This is a genomic window from Anaerobacillus sp. ABA4_114 (assembly GCF_056159065.1).
This window is the reverse complement of sequence record NZ_JBSWUM010000001.1, coordinates 4,053,920-4,069,065: the sequence shown is the minus strand read 5'-3', so window position 1 is coordinate 4,069,065 and position 15,146 is coordinate 4,053,920. Positions and strand designations below refer to the sequence as shown.

20 protein-coding genes are annotated in these 15,146 nt (G+C 43.9%); all 20 read left to right on the top strand.

Annotated features, from left to right (window positions below; all coding sequences use genetic code 11):
* Positions 1-18 precede the first annotated feature (18 nt).
* The 20 genes from rpoC to rplE all read left to right on the top strand — a co-directional run bounded on the left by rpoC (position 19) and on the right by rplE (position 15,145).
* Entirely contained in the window at positions 19-3,639 is a 3,621-nt protein-coding gene (rpoC, locus tag ACXAEY_RS21205) for a DNA-directed RNA polymerase subunit beta' (protein ID WP_270182782.1), read from the top strand.
* Between the two features lie 86 nt (positions 3,640-3,725).
* The gene (locus tag ACXAEY_RS21200) at positions 3,726-3,974 is read left to right on the top strand and encodes a 50S ribosomal protein L7ae-like protein (protein WP_270182783.1); all 249 of its coding nucleotides are present in this window, start codon (positions 3,726-3,728) and stop codon (positions 3,972-3,974) included.
* A 112-nt stretch (positions 3,975-4,086) separates the two neighbouring features.
* Positions 4,087-4,509 (top strand): 30S ribosomal protein S12, encoded by a 423-nt coding sequence (gene rpsL / locus ACXAEY_RS21195; protein ID WP_270182784.1) that lies wholly within the window; start codon positions 4,087-4,089, stop codon positions 4,507-4,509.
* Between the two features lie 36 nt (positions 4,510-4,545).
* Complete coding sequence (gene rpsG / locus ACXAEY_RS21190) at positions 4,546-5,016, top strand: 30S ribosomal protein S7 (RefSeq protein WP_270182785.1); 471 nt, start codon at positions 4,546-4,548, stop codon at positions 5,014-5,016.
* A 50-nt stretch (positions 5,017-5,066) separates the two neighbouring features.
* A complete protein-coding gene (gene fusA / locus ACXAEY_RS21185; protein WP_270182786.1) occupies positions 5,067-7,145 on the top strand; it encodes an elongation factor G in 2,079 nt (692 codons plus the stop codon).
* A gap of 104 nt (positions 7,146-7,249) precedes the next feature.
* Positions 7,250-8,440, top strand: coding sequence for an elongation factor Tu (tuf, locus tag ACXAEY_RS21180; RefSeq protein WP_270182787.1), 1,191 nt, complete (start codon positions 7,250-7,252; stop codon positions 8,438-8,440).
* Between the two features lie 312 nt (positions 8,441-8,752).
* On the top strand, positions 8,753-9,061 hold the full coding sequence (gene rpsJ, locus ACXAEY_RS21175; RefSeq protein ID WP_224885234.1) for a 30S ribosomal protein S10: 309 nt from the start codon (positions 8,753-8,755) through the stop codon (positions 9,059-9,061).
* Positions 9,062-9,109: 48 nt separating this feature from the next.
* Complete coding sequence (gene rplC, locus ACXAEY_RS21170) at positions 9,110-9,745, top strand: 50S ribosomal protein L3 (protein ID WP_270182788.1); 636 nt, start codon at positions 9,110-9,112, stop codon at positions 9,743-9,745.
* A 17-nt stretch (positions 9,746-9,762) separates the two neighbouring features.
* On the top strand, positions 9,763-10,386 hold the full coding sequence (gene rplD, locus ACXAEY_RS21165) for a 50S ribosomal protein L4 (RefSeq protein WP_474814654.1): 624 nt from the start codon (positions 9,763-9,765) through the stop codon (positions 10,384-10,386).
* The gene (gene rplW / locus ACXAEY_RS21160; RefSeq protein ID WP_224885228.1) at positions 10,386-10,670 is read left to right on the top strand and encodes a 50S ribosomal protein L23; all 285 of its coding nucleotides are present in this window, start codon (positions 10,386-10,388) and stop codon (positions 10,668-10,670) included. The genes rplD and rplW overlap by 1 nt, the downstream gene beginning before the upstream one ends.
* Before the next feature lie 27 nt (positions 10,671-10,697).
* Entirely contained in the window at positions 10,698-11,534 is an 837-nt protein-coding gene (gene rplB / locus ACXAEY_RS21155) for a 50S ribosomal protein L2 (RefSeq protein WP_270182790.1), read from the top strand.
* A 58-nt stretch (positions 11,535-11,592) separates the two neighbouring features.
* Positions 11,593-11,871, top strand: a complete 279-nt coding sequence (gene rpsS / locus ACXAEY_RS21150) for a 30S ribosomal protein S19 (RefSeq protein WP_224885224.1) — start codon at positions 11,593-11,595, stop codon at positions 11,869-11,871.
* 20 nt (positions 11,872-11,891) lie between these two features.
* Positions 11,892-12,233, top strand: a complete 342-nt coding sequence (gene rplV, locus ACXAEY_RS21145; protein WP_270182791.1) for a 50S ribosomal protein L22 — start codon at positions 11,892-11,894, stop codon at positions 12,231-12,233.
* 3 nt (positions 12,234-12,236) lie between these two features.
* Positions 12,237-12,896: a 30S ribosomal protein S3 gene (gene rpsC / locus ACXAEY_RS21140; protein ID WP_270182792.1), complete on the top strand. Its 660-nt coding sequence runs from the start codon at positions 12,237-12,239 to the stop codon at positions 12,894-12,896.
* 3 nt (positions 12,897-12,899) lie between these two features.
* Positions 12,900-13,334: a 50S ribosomal protein L16 gene (gene rplP / locus ACXAEY_RS21135; RefSeq protein ID WP_270182793.1), complete on the top strand. Its 435-nt coding sequence runs from the start codon at positions 12,900-12,902 to the stop codon at positions 13,332-13,334.
* Positions 13,324-13,527 carry a 50S ribosomal protein L29 gene (gene rpmC / locus ACXAEY_RS21130; protein ID WP_048313330.1) on the top strand — a complete coding sequence of 68 codons (204 nt, stop codon included), beginning with the start codon at positions 13,324-13,326 and terminating at the stop codon, positions 13,525-13,527. The genes rplP and rpmC overlap by 11 nt, the downstream gene beginning before the upstream one ends.
* A 20-nt stretch (positions 13,528-13,547) precedes the next feature.
* On the top strand, positions 13,548-13,811 hold the full coding sequence (rpsQ, locus tag ACXAEY_RS21125; RefSeq protein WP_224885215.1) for a 30S ribosomal protein S17: 264 nt from the start codon (positions 13,548-13,550) through the stop codon (positions 13,809-13,811).
* Between the two features lie 45 nt (positions 13,812-13,856).
* Complete coding sequence (rplN, locus tag ACXAEY_RS21120; RefSeq protein WP_270182794.1) at positions 13,857-14,225, top strand: 50S ribosomal protein L14; 369 nt, start codon at positions 13,857-13,859, stop codon at positions 14,223-14,225.
* 43 nt (positions 14,226-14,268) lie between these two features.
* A complete protein-coding gene (rplX, locus tag ACXAEY_RS21115; protein WP_224885211.1) occupies positions 14,269-14,580 on the top strand; it encodes a 50S ribosomal protein L24 in 312 nt (103 codons plus the stop codon).
* Positions 14,581-14,605: 25 nt separating this feature from the next.
* Entirely contained in the window at positions 14,606-15,145 is a 540-nt protein-coding gene (rplE, locus tag ACXAEY_RS21110) for a 50S ribosomal protein L5 (RefSeq protein ID WP_270182795.1), read from the top strand.
* Position 15,146: the final 1 nt, after the last annotated feature.

Here is a 15,146-nt window from a genome sequence, read left to right as displayed (position 1 = left end):
TAAAGGGAGGTAGGCCCCTTGATAGATGTCAATAAATTTGAGTATATGAAAATCGGTCTGGCGTCACCGGATAAAATTCGCTCCTGGTCAAGAGGAGAAGTGAAGAAGCCAGAAACCATTAACTACCGTACCTTAAAGCCAGAGAAAGATGGACTTTTCTGTGAGCGTATCTTCGGCCCTACTAAGGACTGGGAATGTCACTGTGGTAAATACAAGCGTATCCGTTATAAAGGAGTCGTTTGTGACCGCTGTGGAGTTGAAGTAACACGTGCAAAAGTACGTCGTGAGAGAATGGGGCACATTGAGCTTGCTGCCCCTGTCTCCCACATCTGGTACTTTAAAGGGATTCCAAGTCGTATGGGACTTGTTCTTGACATGTCTCCACGCGCACTTGAAGAGGTTATTTACTTTGCTTCTTACGTTGTAACAGAAGCAGGTGACACGCCTCTAGAGAAAAAACAACTTCTTTCAGAGAAAGAATACCGTGCATATCGCGAGAAGTACGGGAAAACTTTCTCAGCTGAAATGGGTGCCGAGGCAATCCGTAGATTACTGTTTGACATCGACCTTGATAAAGAAGTAGATGTTTTGAAAGAAGAATTGAAGACGGCTCAAGGACAGCGTAGAACAAGAGCGATCAAACGTTTAGAAGTACTTGAAGCGTTCCGTGGCTCTGGTAACAATCCAGCATGGATGATCCTAGATGTTCTACCGGTAATCCCGCCAGAACTTCGTCCGATGGTTCAGCTTGATGGTGGTCGTTTTGCGACGTCTGACCTTAACGATCTTTACCGTCGTGTGATCAACCGTAACAATCGTTTGAAGCGACTTTTAGATCTTGGGGCACCGAGTATCATCGTTCAGAACGAAAAACGTATGTTGCAAGAAGCAGTAGACGCTCTAATCGACAATGGTCGTCGTGGCCGACCTGTTACAGGTCCTGGTAACCGTCCATTGAAGTCTCTTTCTCACATGTTGAAAGGTAAGCAGGGACGCTTCCGTCAAAACCTTCTTGGTAAGCGTGTTGACTACTCAGGCCGTTCCGTTATCGTCGTAGGTCCACACCTTAAGATGTACCAGTGTGGTCTACCAAAAGAAATGGCACTTGAACTATTCAAGCCATTCGTGATGAAGGAGCTTGTATCTAAAGGTCTTGCTCACAACATTAAGAGTGCTAAGCGTAAAGTTGAAAAGGTTCATCCTGAAGTTTGGGACGTACTCGAGAACGTTATTAAAGAACACCCTGTTCTTCTTAACCGAGCGCCAACTCTTCACCGTCTTGGTATCCAGGCGTTTGAACCGATTCTTGTAGAAGGACGTGCTATTCGTCTTCACCCGCTCGTTTGTACAGCATACAACGCTGACTTTGATGGTGACCAAATGGCAGTTCACGTTCCACTATCTGCAGAAGCTCAAGCTGAAGCACGTATCTTGATGCTTGCAGCACAGAACATTCTAAACCCTAAGGATGGTAAGCCAGTTGTAACACCATCACAGGATATGGTACTAGGTAACTACTACCTTACTATGGAACGTGAAGGAGCAATTGGAGAAGGTTCTGTATTTAAAGATACAAACGAAGCGCTGATCGCATACCAGAATGGATATGTACACCTTCATTCTCGTGTTGCAATCCCAGCTTCTTCTCTTAATAAATCTGCATTTACTGAAGAGCAGAATAAACAGTTGTTAGTTACAACGGTCGGTAAGCTGATCTTCAACGAGATCTTACCGGAGTCGTTCCCGTATATTAACGAGCCAACGACGACTAACCTTGAAGTAGCAACTCCTGAAAGGTACTTCCTTCCACATGGTGTAAATGTGAAAGAAGAGATCGCAAAGCGTGAGATCATCACTCCGTTCAAGAAAGGCATACTCGGTAAGATCATCGCTGAAGTATTCAAGCGTTTCAAAGTAACGGAAACTTCTCGCATGCTAGATCGAATGAAGGACCTTGGATTCAAATATTCAACAAAAGCTGGTATTACAGTTGGTGTATCTGACGTCGTAGTACTTGCTGAAAAGCAAGAAATCATTTCTGAAGCTGAAGAAAAAGTAGAAAAAGTTCTCAAGCAGTTCCGTCGTGGTCTAATCACTGACGATGAGCGTTATGACCGAGTTATCTCGATCTGGAGTGGTGCAAAAGACCGCATCCAAGAGAAACTGATGAAGACTCTTGAAACAGATAACCCAATCTTTATGATGAGTGATTCAGGAGCTCGTGGTAACGCATCTAACTTCACACAGTTAGCTGGTATGCGTGGTTTGATGGCTAACCCATCTGGACAAATCATCGAACTACCGATCAAGTCAAGCTTCCGTGAAGGTCTAACGGTACTAGAATACTTTATTTCTACTCACGGTGCGCGTAAAGGTCTTGCCGATACAGCACTTAAGACAGCGGACTCAGGTTATCTGACTCGTCGACTTGTAGATGTTGCGCAGGACGTTATCGTTCGCGAAGACGACTGTGGAACAGATCGTGGACTTGAAGTTAGTGCGATCAAGAACGGTAACGAATTGATCGAAGGGTTATACGATCGCCTTGTTGGACGTGTAGCGTTCAAGAAAGTGAAACACCCAGAAACGAACGAAGTTCTTGTGGAGAAAAACTCTCTTATCACGGAAGACATTGCTGGGGCAATCGTCGAAGCTGGTATCGAGAATGTTCATATCCGTTCTGCCTTCACATGTAGCACACGCCACGGCGTATGTAAAAAGTGTTATGGACGCAACCTTGCGACTGGTACTCGCGTAGAAGTTGGAGAAGCAGTTGGAATCATCGCTGCACAATCTATCGGAGAACCTGGTACACAGTTGACGATGCGTACATTCCACACAGGTGGGGTTGCCGGAGATGACATCACTCAAGGTCTTCCGCGTATCCAGGAGCTATTTGAAGCCCGTAATCCAAAAGGTCAGGCGGTTATTTCTGAACTTGATGGAACAGTCATCGATATGGCTGAAGTCAAAGAGAAGAAGGAAATCGTTGTACAGGGTGAAACCGAAACTCGTAATTACCCAGTACCTTATGGTGCACGCCTTAAAGTAGCAGTAGGAGATGTCGTTCAGGCTGGTCAAGCCTTAACAGAAGGTTCAATCGATCCTAAGCAGCTCCTAACGATCAGCGGTATCGACGGCGTACAAGAATACCTCCTAGCAGAAGTGCAGAAGGTATACCGTATGCAGGGTGTTGAAATCGGTGATAAGCACGTTGAAGTAATGGTTCGTCAGATGATGCGTAAGATCCGCGTTATCGATGCAGGTGATACGGAAGTACTTCCTGGATCACTTGTTGACATCCATCAGTTCAAAGATGTGAATAGAAAAGTTCTTGTTAAGGGCGGATTGCCAGCTACTGGACGTCCGGTACTTCTCGGAATTACGAAAGCATCTCTTGAGACTGAATCCTTCTTATCTGCTGCATCATTCCAGGAAACAACTCGTGTCCTAACTGATGCTGCGATTAAAGGTAAACGTGACGAACTTCTTGGTCTAAAGGAAAATGTTATTATCGGTAAGCTTGTTCCGGCAGGTACTGGTATGCAACGTTACCGCAGGATCAATGTTGCTGGAGAAGCGCAAGAAGCAACAGAACATCTTGAGCAGGACGAAAGTGCTTTAGTGAATCAAGAATAAACAGGGGAAGTGTTGACATCGGGAGTACAGGGTGATATTATATCCAAGGTGCTCCCGATAATCCTGTTGCTTTGGAGGATATATCTGTGTCTTATGAAAAAGTATCACAGGCAGATGAATTAATAATCGGGACAAAACAAACTCTTAAGGCCCTCCAGATTGGGGAAGCGAAGGAAGTATTTGTTGCTGACGACGCTGATCGCAGGGTTACTTCTAAGGTTGTTGCTCTCGCTAAAGAGAAGAGCATTCCTATACACCGGGTTGATTCAATGAAAAAACTTGGCAAGGCATGCGGCATCGAAGTAGGGGCGGCAACAGTAACGATAAAAGCATAACCGTTTTTGTCTGGTTCAGTATGAACTGACCGGCAAAAACTTTCCTTTTATCTATACATGAACCACCTGGATGTGTGGGCTTGCTAATCACTTAAGAAGGGAGGAAAACAAAATGCCAACTATTAACCAACTTGTTCGCAAGGGACGCGTTTCTAAGACTAAGAAATCTGACTCTCCTGCATTGAACAAAGGATATAATAGCTTCAAAAAGACTCATACAGATCTTTCATCTCCACAAAAACGTGGTGTATGTACTCGTGTGGGTACGATGACTCCAAAGAAGCCGAACTCTGCATTGCGTAAATACGCTCGTGTTCGTCTTACTAACGGAATCGAAGTTACTGCTTATATCCCTGGTATCGGTCACAACCTTCAGGAGCACAGTGTAGTGCTTATCCGTGGAGGACGTGTTAAAGACTTACCGGGTGTACGTTATCACATCGTACGTGGTGCACTTGACACTGCAGGTGTTAACGATCGTATGCAAGGTCGTTCTAAATACGGTACTAAGAGACCGAAAGCAGCTAAGAAGTAATAATTTTAAACAACAATTGAGAAAGGGGGTCTTCCCATGCCACGTAAAGGTCCAGTAGAACGTCGTGACGTATTACCAGATCCAATTTACAAATCCAAGCTTGTAACTCGCCTAATCAACCGTCTTATGGTAGACGGCCAAAAAGGTAAGGCACAACAAGTTCTTTACAAAGCATTCGATCTTATCCAGGAGCGTACTAACACAGAAGCTATGGAAGTATTCGATCAAGCTTTGAAAAACGTTATGCCAGTACTTGAAGTACGCGCTCGTCGTGTTGGTGGTGCTAACTACCAGGTACCGGTTGAGGTACGTCCAGATCGTCGTACAACTCTAGGACTTCGTTACCTTGTTAACTATTCTCGTCTTCGCGGTGAGAAAACAATGGTAGAAAGACTAGCATACGAAATCATGGATGCAGCTAATAACACTGGTGCTTCTGTTAAGAAGCGTGAAGAAATGCACAAAATGGCAGAAGCAAACAAAGCGTTTGCTCACTACCGCTGGTAATCGCCAGTTAAATAAAACTACTATCTTTATAAAAGGAAGGAGAAATACTAATGGCAAGAGAATTCTCCTTAAAAGATACACGTAATATCGGTATCATGGCACACATCGATGCTGGTAAAACAACAACAACCGAGCGTATTCTTTTCTATTCAGGGCGTATCCACAAAATCGGTGAGACTCACGAAGGTGGCTCTCAGATGGACTGGATGGAGCAGGAGCAGGAGCGTGGAATCACGATCACTTCTGCTGCTACCACTGCCCAGTGGAAAGACCACCGTGTTAACATCATTGACACGCCTGGTCACGTAGACTTCACGGTAGAAGTTGAACGTTCTTTACGTGTATTAGATGGAGCAGTTGCGGTACTTGATGCGCAATCAGGTGTTGAACCGCAAACAGAAACTGTTTGGCGTCAAGCTACAAACTACGGGGTTCCACGTATCGTATTCATCAATAAGATGGATAAACTAGGTGCGGACTTCCTATATTCCACAGGCACACTTAATGAACGTCTGCAAGCTAACGCTCACCCTGTTCAGCTACCAATCGGTGCTGAGGATGAGTTTGAAGGTATCATCGATCTTATTTCGATGCAGGCTTTCTACTATCTTGATGAACTAGGTTCTCGTACAGAAGCTCGCGAAATTCCTGCTGAATACAAGGAACAAGCTGAAGAGTACCGTACGAAGTTGATCGAAGCTGTAGCAGAGCTTGAAGAAGATCTAATGATGAAATACCTTGAAGGTGAAGAGCTTACAGAGGAAGAAATCAAGGCTGCAATCCGTAAAGGAACTTGTAACGTTGAATTCTACCCTGTACTATGCGGATCTGCATTTAAGAACAAAGGTGTTCAACTAGTTCTTGATGCTGTTCTAGACTATCTTCCTTCTCCATTAGATGTACCTGCAATCAAAGGACATCTAAAAGATTCTGAAGAAGAAGTACTTCGTTCTGCTGACGATAACGGTCCTTTCTCTGCACTTGCATTTAAAGTAATGACTGACCCTTACGTTGGTAAGCTTACATTCTTCCGTGTTTACTCAGGAACGCTATCTTCAGGTTCTTACGTTAAGAACTCTACAAAAGACAAGCGTGAACGTGTAGGACGTATTCTTCAGATGCACGCTAACTCTCGTGAAGAAATCTCTACTGTATACGCAGGAGATATCGCAGCGGCAGTTGGTCTGAAAGACACTTCTACTGGTGATACTCTATGTGACGAAAAGGATACAGTTATCCTTGAGTCTATGGACTTCCCAGATCCAGTTATCTCGGTTGCGATCGAACCAAAAACGAAGAGTGACCAAGATAAGATGGCAGTAGCACTTGCTAAGCTAGCTGAAGAAGATCCAACTTTCAAAACTGAAACTAACGAAGAGACTGGCCAAACGATCATCTCTGGTATGGGTGAGCTTCACCTTGATATCATCGTTGACCGTCTACGTCGTGAGTTCAAAGTTGATGCAACAGTTGGTGCTCCTCAGGTTGCATACCGTGAGTCTATTAAGAAGGGTGCTAAGGTTGAAGGTAAATTCGTACGTCAGTCTGGTGGTCGTGGACAATACGGACACGTATGGGTTGAATTCGAACCTAACGAAGAAGGCGCTGGCTTTGAGTTTGAAAACAAAATTGTTGGTGGTGTAGTTCCACGTGAATACGTACCTGCAGTTGAAGCTGGTCTTCGCGATGCAATGGATAACGGGCTACTAGCTGGTTACCCACTAATCGACGTTAAAGCTCGTCTTGTCGATGGTTCTTACCACGACGTTGACTCAAACGAAATGGCATTTAAAGTAGCTGCTTCAATGGCTCTTAAGAAAGCTAAAGACCATTGTGACCCTGCACTACTTGAGCCAATGATGAAGGTTGAAGTTGTAGTTCCAGAAGAATACATGGGCGATATCATGGGCGACGTAACAAGCCGTCGTGGACGCGTAGAAGGTATGGCTGCTCGCGGAAACGCACAGGTTATCAACGCGTTCGTACCACTATCTGAAATGTTTGGTTATGCAACTACACTTCGTTCTCGTACTCAAGGGCGCGGTACTTACACAATGTCCTTCGATCACTACGAAGAAGTGCCTAAATCAATCTCTGCAGAAATCATCAAAAAAGCTACAGGCGAATAATTGTAGCAAAGCAAGTTTTGTTGTAATCTAAGATAGGCGAGAATTATATTCATACGCCTATCTTGGCATAGATAATTCTTTGGTAATTAAAGGAGGAAACACTAATGTCAAAAGAAAAATTCGACCGTTCGAAACCCCACGTTAACATTGGTACAATTGGACACGTTGACCATGGTAAAACTACTCTAACAGCTGCGATCACTTCTGTGCTTCACAAGCGTTCTGGTAGCGGTACTGCTATGGCTTACGACCAAATCGATGGTGCTCCAGAAGAGCGTGAGCGTGGAATCACAATCTCAACTGCACACGTTGAGTACGAAACAGAAAACCGTCACTATGCACACGTTGACTGCCCAGGTCACGCTGACTATGTTAAAAACATGATCACTGGTGCTGCACAAATGGACGGAGGAATCCTTGTAGTATCTGCAGCTGACGGCCCAATGCCTCAGACTCGTGAGCACATCCTTCTTTCTCGTCAGGTTGGTGTACCTATGCTTGTTGTATTCCTTAACAAGTGTGACATGGTTGATGACGAAGAGCTACTTGAACTAGTTGAAATGGAAGTTCGTGACCTTCTTTCTGAGTACGACTTCGATGGCGACGAAGTTCCAGTAATCAAAGGTTCTGCACTTAAAGCTCTAGAAGGCGACGATGAGTACGAAGCGAAAATCTTCGAACTTATGGACGCTGTTGATGAGTACATCCCAACTCCAGAGCGTGACACTGACAAGCCATTCATGATGCCAGTTGAGGACGTATTCTCAATCACTGGTCGTGGTACAGTTGCTACTGGACGTGTTGAGCGTGGACAAGTTAAAGTCGGTGACGAAATTGAAATTCTTGGTCTTCAAGAAGAGAGCAAGAAAACAACAGTTACTGGTGTAGAAATGTTCCGTAAGCTTCTTGACTATGCAGAAGCTGGCGACAACATCGGCGCACTACTTCGTGGTGTAGCTCGTGAAGACATTCAGCGTGGACAAGTACTAGTTAAGCCTGGTACTGTTAAGGCTCACACTAAGTTCAAAGCTGAAGTTTACGTTCTTTCAAAAGAAGAAGGTGGACGTCATACTCCATTCTTCGCTAACTACCGTCCTCAGTTCTACTTCCGTACAACTGACGTAACTGGTACAATTCAACTTCCAGAAGGCGTTGAAATGGTTATGCCTGGAGACAACATCGAAATGACAGTTGAACTTATCGCTCCGATCGCAATCGAAGACGGAACTAAGTTCTCTATCCGTGAAGGTGGACGTACTGTAGGCGCAGGCGTTGTTGCAACAATCATCGAGTAGTATCGATATTTTAAAAGCACCCGGATATTAACCGGGTGCTTTTTTATATGAAATATTGCGAAAATAGTAATGCATCTTGCAATTTTTAAAGTAGCCCGTTATAATATTAAAAGTGTGCGATCGACATATTCATTATCTAGACAAAAGCCTTGCGTAAATGCAGAGGTTTTAGTATAATAAGAATGTTGGTCATAAACAGCGATGAAGTGGAAGGTTGCTGACACACCCGGCCCCTTTGCCATGGCGAGTGTGTTGGGGTTATTTTCACGGAGAACTGTCTATTAAAATATGGGCGAAAAAGGAGGGGAAATAATGGCAAAGCAAAAGATTCGTATTCGTTTAAAGGCATATGATCACCGTATTCTTGATCAATCTGCTGAGAAAATTGTAGAAACAGCAAAACGTTCAGGTGCAAAAGTATCCGGACCAATCCCGTTGCCGACGGAAAGAGCTGTTTATACAGTTCTACGTGCGGTTCACAAGTACAAAGATGCTCGTGAGCAATTCGAAATGCGTACGCACAAGCGTCTAATCGACATCATTGAGCCAACACCACAAACGGTTGATTCTCTAATGCGTTTAGATCTACCGTCAGGCGTTGACATTGAAATTAAACTTTAATAGAACGCTATATAAAACTATTTAAAACACATTTAGGAGGTGTGACTAATGACCAAAGGAATCTTAGGAAGAAAAGTAGGCATGACTCAAATCTTTGCTGACAACGGTGATATCATCCCAGTAACTGTGGTTGAAGCAGAACCTAACGTTGTTCTTCAAAAGAAAGCTGTTGATACTGATGGCTACGAAGCAATCCAGCTTGGATTCGCTGACAAGAAAAAGTCTCGTTACAACAAGCCTGAGGAAGGCCATGCTACAAAAGCAAGCACTACACCTAAGCGCTTCGTGAAGGAAATTCGTAACGCTGAAGGTAGTTACGAAATTGGTCAGGAAGTCAAAGTTGATATCTTTAACGAAGGTGACGTAGTTGATGTAACTGGTACGTCTAAAGGGAAAGGTTTCCAAGGTGCTATCAAGCGTCATAACCAATCTCGCGGACCAATGACTCACGGTTCTCGTTACCACCGTCGTCCTGGTGCTATGGGTCCTATCGATCCGATGCGCGTAATGAAAGGTAAACTTCTACCTGGACGTATGGGCGGAGAGCGTGTAACAGTTCAAAACCTTGAAATTGTTAAAGTTGATACAGAACGTAATCTACTTCTAGTAAAAGGGAACGTGCCTGGAGCTAAGAAGAGCTATGTGACTATCCAAAGTGCAACTAAAGCACAAGAAGCTAAGTAAGAAAGGAGGATATCCAAGTGCCTAAAGTAACTATGTTCAACCAATCCGGAGCACAGGTAGGCGATGTAGAACTCGCTGAAGCGATCTTCGGAATCGAACCAAACGAAAGTGTTATGTATGATGCGGTAATCATGCAGCAAGCATCTTTACGTCAAGGTAACCATGACGTAAAAAACCGTTCAGAAGTACGCGGTGGTGGAGCTAAGCCATGGCGTCAAAAAGGAACAGGTCGTGCTCGTCAGGGCTCAATCCGTTCACCACAATGGGTTGGCGGTGGAGTAGTATTCGGTCCAACACCAAGAAGCTATTCTTACAAGCTACCTAAAAAAGTTCGTCGTTTGGCGATCAAATCTGCATTGTCTTCTAAAGTACAAGAAGAAAAATTTGTAGCTGTAGAAAGCCTTTCTTTTGATGCTCCAAAAACAAAAGAAATGGTAACTGTTCTTTCAAATCTTTCTGCAGATAGCAAAACGCTAATCGTTACGGGTGACTATAACGAAGCAGTCGCATTATCTGCGCGCAATATTCCTGGTGTTACTGTTGTAACTTCAGCTGGTATCAACATCCTTGATGTCCTTAAAGCTGATAAACTAGTTATGACAAAAGACGCTTTGGAAAAAGTAGAGGAGGTGCTAGCGTAATGAACGCTCGTGACATCATCAAGCGCCCCGTTATTACTGAAGCTACTACAGACGTAATGGCAGACAAAAAATATACGTTCGAAGTTGATACTCGTGCTAACAAAACTCAAATCAAGAGTGCTCTAGAAGAGATCTTCGGAGTTAAAGTTGCTGGAGTGAACACTCAGAACTATATGGGTAAAAAGAAACGTGTTGGCCGCCACAGCGGATTTACACCACGTCGTAAAAAAGCTATCGTGACGCTTACACCGGATAGCAAAGAATTGGACTTCTTTGAAGGCTAAGAACAATTGTGAAGGAGGGAAATGAGAATGGCGATTAAAAAGTATAAACCGACCACTAACGGTCGTCGTGGAATGTCAGTATCTGACTTTGCTGAAATCACGACAGACAAGCCGGAAAAATCGTTGCTTACGCCGCTTCACAAGAAAGGCGGACGTAACAGCCAAGGTCGCTTAACTGTTCGTCACCAAGGTGGCGGTCACAAACGTAAATACCGTGTTATTGACTTTAAACGAGACAAAGATGGAATACCAGGACGCGTTGCTACAATCGAATACGATCCAAACCGTTCTGCTAACATCGCTCTAATCAACTATGCTGATGGAGAAAAGCGTTACATTCTTGCTCCAAAAGGATTAAAAGTAGGAACTGAAATTATGTCTGGCCCAGAAGCTGACATTAAAGTAGGAAACGCTCTTCCACTAATCAACATTCCAGTTGGTACAACGATTCATAACATCGAACTTAAACCAGGTCGCGGTGGACAGCTAGTACGTTCTGCTGGTGCAGAAGCTCAGCTACTAGGTAAAGAAGGGAAGTACGTACTTGTACGTCTTCGTTCTGGAGAGACTCGCATGATTCTTTCTACTTGCCGTGCTACTATTGGTCAAGTTGGTAACCTTGAACATGAACTTATCAACGTTGGTAAAGCTGGACGCTCTCGTTGGATGGGTATCCGTCCTACAGTTCGTGGTTCTGTAATGAACCCAGTCGATCACCCACACGGTGGTGGTGAAGGTCGTGCGCCGATCGGACGTAAATCACCAATGTCACCATGGGGCAAACCAACTCTTGGTTTCAAAACGCGTAAGAAGAACAAAGACTCCGACAAGTACATCGTACGTCGTCGTAAGAAGAAAAAATAATGCGATTAACCTACGGTTCGCAGGGGCCGTAGCTTAATCACAAAAGGGAGGTTCACAAATGGGTCGTAGTTTGAAAAAAGGACCTTTTGTCGACGATCATTTAATGAAAAAGGTCGAAGACTTGAATGAAAAGAACGACAAAAAAGTTATTAAAACTTGGTCTCGTCGTTCAACAGTATTCCCAGAGTTTATTGGACACACTTTCGCAGTATACGATGGACGCAAGCACGTACCGGTTTATGTTACAGAAGACATGGTCGGACACAAGCTTGGTGAATTTGCTCCGTCTCGCACATATCGCGGGCATGCTGCAGATGATAAAAAAACTAGACGTTAATTTGAGGGGAGGTACAACGAATGCAAGCTAAAGCTGTTGCAAAACACGTGCGTATTGCTCCTCGTAAAGCACGCTTAGTCGTAGATCTCATTCGGGGAAAGCAAGTTGGTGAAGCTATTGCCATTCTTCGCAACACAAACAAAGCTGCTTCTCCATTAGTTGAGAAAGTGCTTAATTCTGCTATTGCTAACGCAGAACACAATCTTGAACTAGAGCCGAACGATCTTACGGTTTCTCAAGTGTTTGTAGACGAAGGAGTAACAATGAAACGTTTCCGCCCACGTGCTATGGGTCGTGCTAGCCGTATTAACAAGCGCACTAGCCATATCACAGTAGTGGTATCAGAAAAGAAGGAGGGATAACGAGTGGGTCAAAAAGTTAATCCAGTAGGACTTCGAATTGGCGTTATCCGTGATTGGGAGTCTAAATGGTACGCAGACAAAGATTACGCTGACCTTTTACACGAAGATATCAAGATTCGTGAATATATTGAAAAACGCTTGAAAGACGCATCTGTTTCAGCCGTTGAAATCGAGCGTGCAGCAAACCGAGTAAACGTAACAGTGAAAACTGCTAAGCCTGGTATGGTAATCGGTAAAGGTGGTTCTGAAGTTGAGTCTCTTCGTAAGTCTCTTACAGAACTAACAGGCAAGCGAGTTCACGTTAACATTTTCGAAATCAAGCAAGCTGACATCGATGCAACTCTAGTTGCTGAAAACATCGCTCGTCAACTTGAAAACCGCATCTCATTCCGTCGTGCTATGAAGCAAACGATTCAACGTGCGATGAGAGCTGGTGCAAAAGGTATTAAAACTGAAGTATCTGGACGCCTAAACGGTGCAGATATTGCTCGTTCTGAATCATACAGTGAAGGTACTGTGCCTCTTCACACACTTCGTGCTGACATCGACTATGGTACTGCAGAAGCAGATACTACTTACGGTAAGCTTGGTGTGAAGATTTGGATCTACCGTGGTGAAGTCCTTCCAACGAAAGGAACGCAAAAAGAGGAAGGGGGAAAATAAATCATGTTGTTACCTAAACGTGTTAAATACCGCAGAGAACATCGCGGAAAAATGCGCGGACGTGCTAAAGGTGGCACTGAAGTAGCTTTCGGCGAATACGGTCTACAAGCACTAGATGCTAGCTGGATCACAAACCGTCAAATCGAATCTGCTCGTATCGCTATGACTCGTTACATGAAACGTGGCGGTAAAGTATGGATCAAAATTTTCCCATCTAAGCCTTATACTGCTAAACCTCTAGAAGTTCGAATGGGTTCCGGTAAAGGTGCTCCTGAAGGATGGGTAGCTGTAGTAAAGCCAGGGAAAATCATGTTTGAAATCGCAGGTGTTTCTGAAGAAGTAGCGCGTGAAGCTCTTCGTCTTGCTTCTCACAAACTGCCTGTTAAAACTAAGTTCGTAAAACGCGAAGAAGTGGGTGGTGACACAAATGAAAGCTGAGGAAATTCGTAACTTGACCACTGCTGAAATCGAACAGAAAGCGAAGTCTTTCAAAGAAGAGCTTTTCAATCTTCGCTTTCAACTCGCTACAGGTCAACTGGAAAACCCAGCCCGCATTCGTGAAGTCCGTAAATCAATCGCTCGCGCTAACACAGTGTTGCGTGAGAGAGAGTTAGGAATCACAAACGGTTAATATGAGGGGAGGTTTGCGAAATGAGCGAACGCAATAATCGCAAAGTATATGTAGGTCGTGTTGTCTCAGACAAAATGGATAAAACAATCACAGTTATGGTTGAGACTTATAAAATGCACCCACTATACGGTAAACGCGTGAAATACTCTAAGAAGTTTAAAGCGCATGATGAAAACAACTCTGCAAAGATCAACGACGTAGTACGTATTATGGAAACTCGTCCGCTATCTAAAGATAAGCGTTTCCGTCTTGTTGAAGTTGTTGAAGAAGCTGTAATTATCTAAATGAACTCGGATCATTTACTCATGTCCGAAGGGAGGTCTATCTAAATGATTCAACAGGAATCTCGTTTGAAATCTGCAGACAACTCTGGTGCTCGTGAATTGCAATGCATTAAGGTTCTCGGTGGTACTGGTCGTAAAACAGCTAACATCGGTGACGTAATTGTTTGTTCGGTGAAACAGGCAACACCTGGTGGCGTTGTTAAGAAGGGTGAAGTTGTCAGAGCTGTTATCGTACGCAGTAAGAGCGGAGTTCGTCGTCCAGATGGTTCTTACATCAAGTTCGACGAAAACGCAGCGGTAGTAATCCGTGATGACAAAGGACCACGCGGAACTCGTATTTTCGGACCGGTTGCTCGTGAACTTCGTGACAACCAGTACATGAAAATCGTATCTCTTGCTCCAGAAGTTCTTTAATCGTTTGAAAATAGATGCCTTGTAAGGAGGTGCGCAGGACGTTATGCACGTTAAAAAAGGTGATAAAGTAAAAGTTATCTCTGGTAAGGACAAAGGAAAGCAAGGTGTGATCCTTGAAGCTTACCCGAAAAAAGATAGAGTAATCGTGGAAGGTGTTAACCTTGTTAAGAAACATTCCAAGCCTTCTCAAGCTAACCCACAGGGTGGAATTGTTGAACAAGAAGCAGCTGTCCATGTTTCTAACGTAATGGCACTAGATCCGAAATCTGGTGAACCTACTCGCGTTGGTTATAAAGAGGAAAACGGCAAAAAAGTTCGTATCGCAAAAAAATCCGGTGAAGTACTCGATAAGTAGTTTTTAGCGAAAGGAGGTCTATCCGATGAACCGTCTTCAAGAAAAGTATCAAAACGAAACAAAACCTTCTCTTATGGAGAAATTTAATTACTCTTCCGTTATGGAAGTGCCAAAAGTTGAGAAAATTGTAATCAACATGGGTGTTGGTGACGCTGTGCAGAACCCGAAAGCTCTAGATACGGCTGTAGAAGAGCTTCAGTTACTCTCAGGTCAAAAGCCTGTCATCACGAAAGCTAAAAAATCCATCGCTGGTTTTAAACTTCGTGAAGGTATGCCAATCGGTGCGAAGGTTACACTTCGTGGCACTCGTATGTATGATTTCTTAGATAAGCTAGTATCTGTATCACTACCTCGTGTACGTGACTTCAGAGGTGTTTCTAAGAAAGCATTCGATGGCCGTGGTAACTACACACTAGGCATCAAAGAACAGTTGATTTTCCCTGAAATTGATTACGATAATGTAAACAAAGTGCGCGGAATGGACATCGTTATCGTAACAACAGCTAAAACGGACGAAGAGAGCCGTGAAATGTTGACACAACTAGGTATGCCATTTCAAAAGTAAG

Bases quoted from the DNA above. Each gene is read 5' to 3' on its own strand.
- rpsL (WP_270182784.1), top strand. From the start codon at position 4,087: ATGCCAACTATTAACCAACTTGTTCGCAAGGGACGCGTTTCTAAGACT.
- rpsG (WP_270182785.1), top strand. From the start codon at position 4,546: ATGCCACGTAAAGGTCCAGTAGAACGTCGTGACGTATTACCAGATCCA.
- fusA (WP_270182786.1), top strand. From the start codon at position 5,067: ATGGCAAGAGAATTCTCCTTAAAAGATACACGTAATATCGGTATCATG.
- tuf (WP_270182787.1), top strand. From the start codon at position 7,250: ATGTCAAAAGAAAAATTCGACCGTTCGAAACCCCACGTTAACATTGGT.
- rpsJ (WP_224885234.1), top strand. From the start codon at position 8,753: ATGGCAAAGCAAAAGATTCGTATTCGTTTAAAGGCATATGATCACCGT.
- rplC (WP_270182788.1), top strand. From the start codon at position 9,110: ATGACCAAAGGAATCTTAGGAAGAAAAGTAGGCATGACTCAAATCTTT.
- rplW (WP_224885228.1), top strand. From the start codon at position 10,386: ATGAACGCTCGTGACATCATCAAGCGCCCCGTTATTACTGAAGCTACT.
- rplB (WP_270182790.1), top strand. From the start codon at position 10,698: ATGGCGATTAAAAAGTATAAACCGACCACTAACGGTCGTCGTGGAATG.
- rpsS (WP_224885224.1), top strand. From the start codon at position 11,593: ATGGGTCGTAGTTTGAAAAAAGGACCTTTTGTCGACGATCATTTAATG.
- rplV (WP_270182791.1), top strand. From the start codon at position 11,892: ATGCAAGCTAAAGCTGTTGCAAAACACGTGCGTATTGCTCCTCGTAAA.
- rplP (WP_270182793.1), top strand. From the start codon at position 12,900: ATGTTGTTACCTAAACGTGTTAAATACCGCAGAGAACATCGCGGAAAA.
- rpmC (WP_048313330.1), top strand. From the start codon at position 13,324: ATGAAAGCTGAGGAAATTCGTAACTTGACCACTGCTGAAATCGAACAG.
- rpsQ (WP_224885215.1), top strand. From the start codon at position 13,548: ATGAGCGAACGCAATAATCGCAAAGTATATGTAGGTCGTGTTGTCTCA.
- rplN (WP_270182794.1), top strand. From the start codon at position 13,857: ATGATTCAACAGGAATCTCGTTTGAAATCTGCAGACAACTCTGGTGCT.
- rplX (WP_224885211.1), top strand. From the start codon at position 14,269: ATGCACGTTAAAAAAGGTGATAAAGTAAAAGTTATCTCTGGTAAGGAC.
- rplE (WP_270182795.1), top strand. From the start codon at position 14,606: ATGAACCGTCTTCAAGAAAAGTATCAAAACGAAACAAAACCTTCTCTT.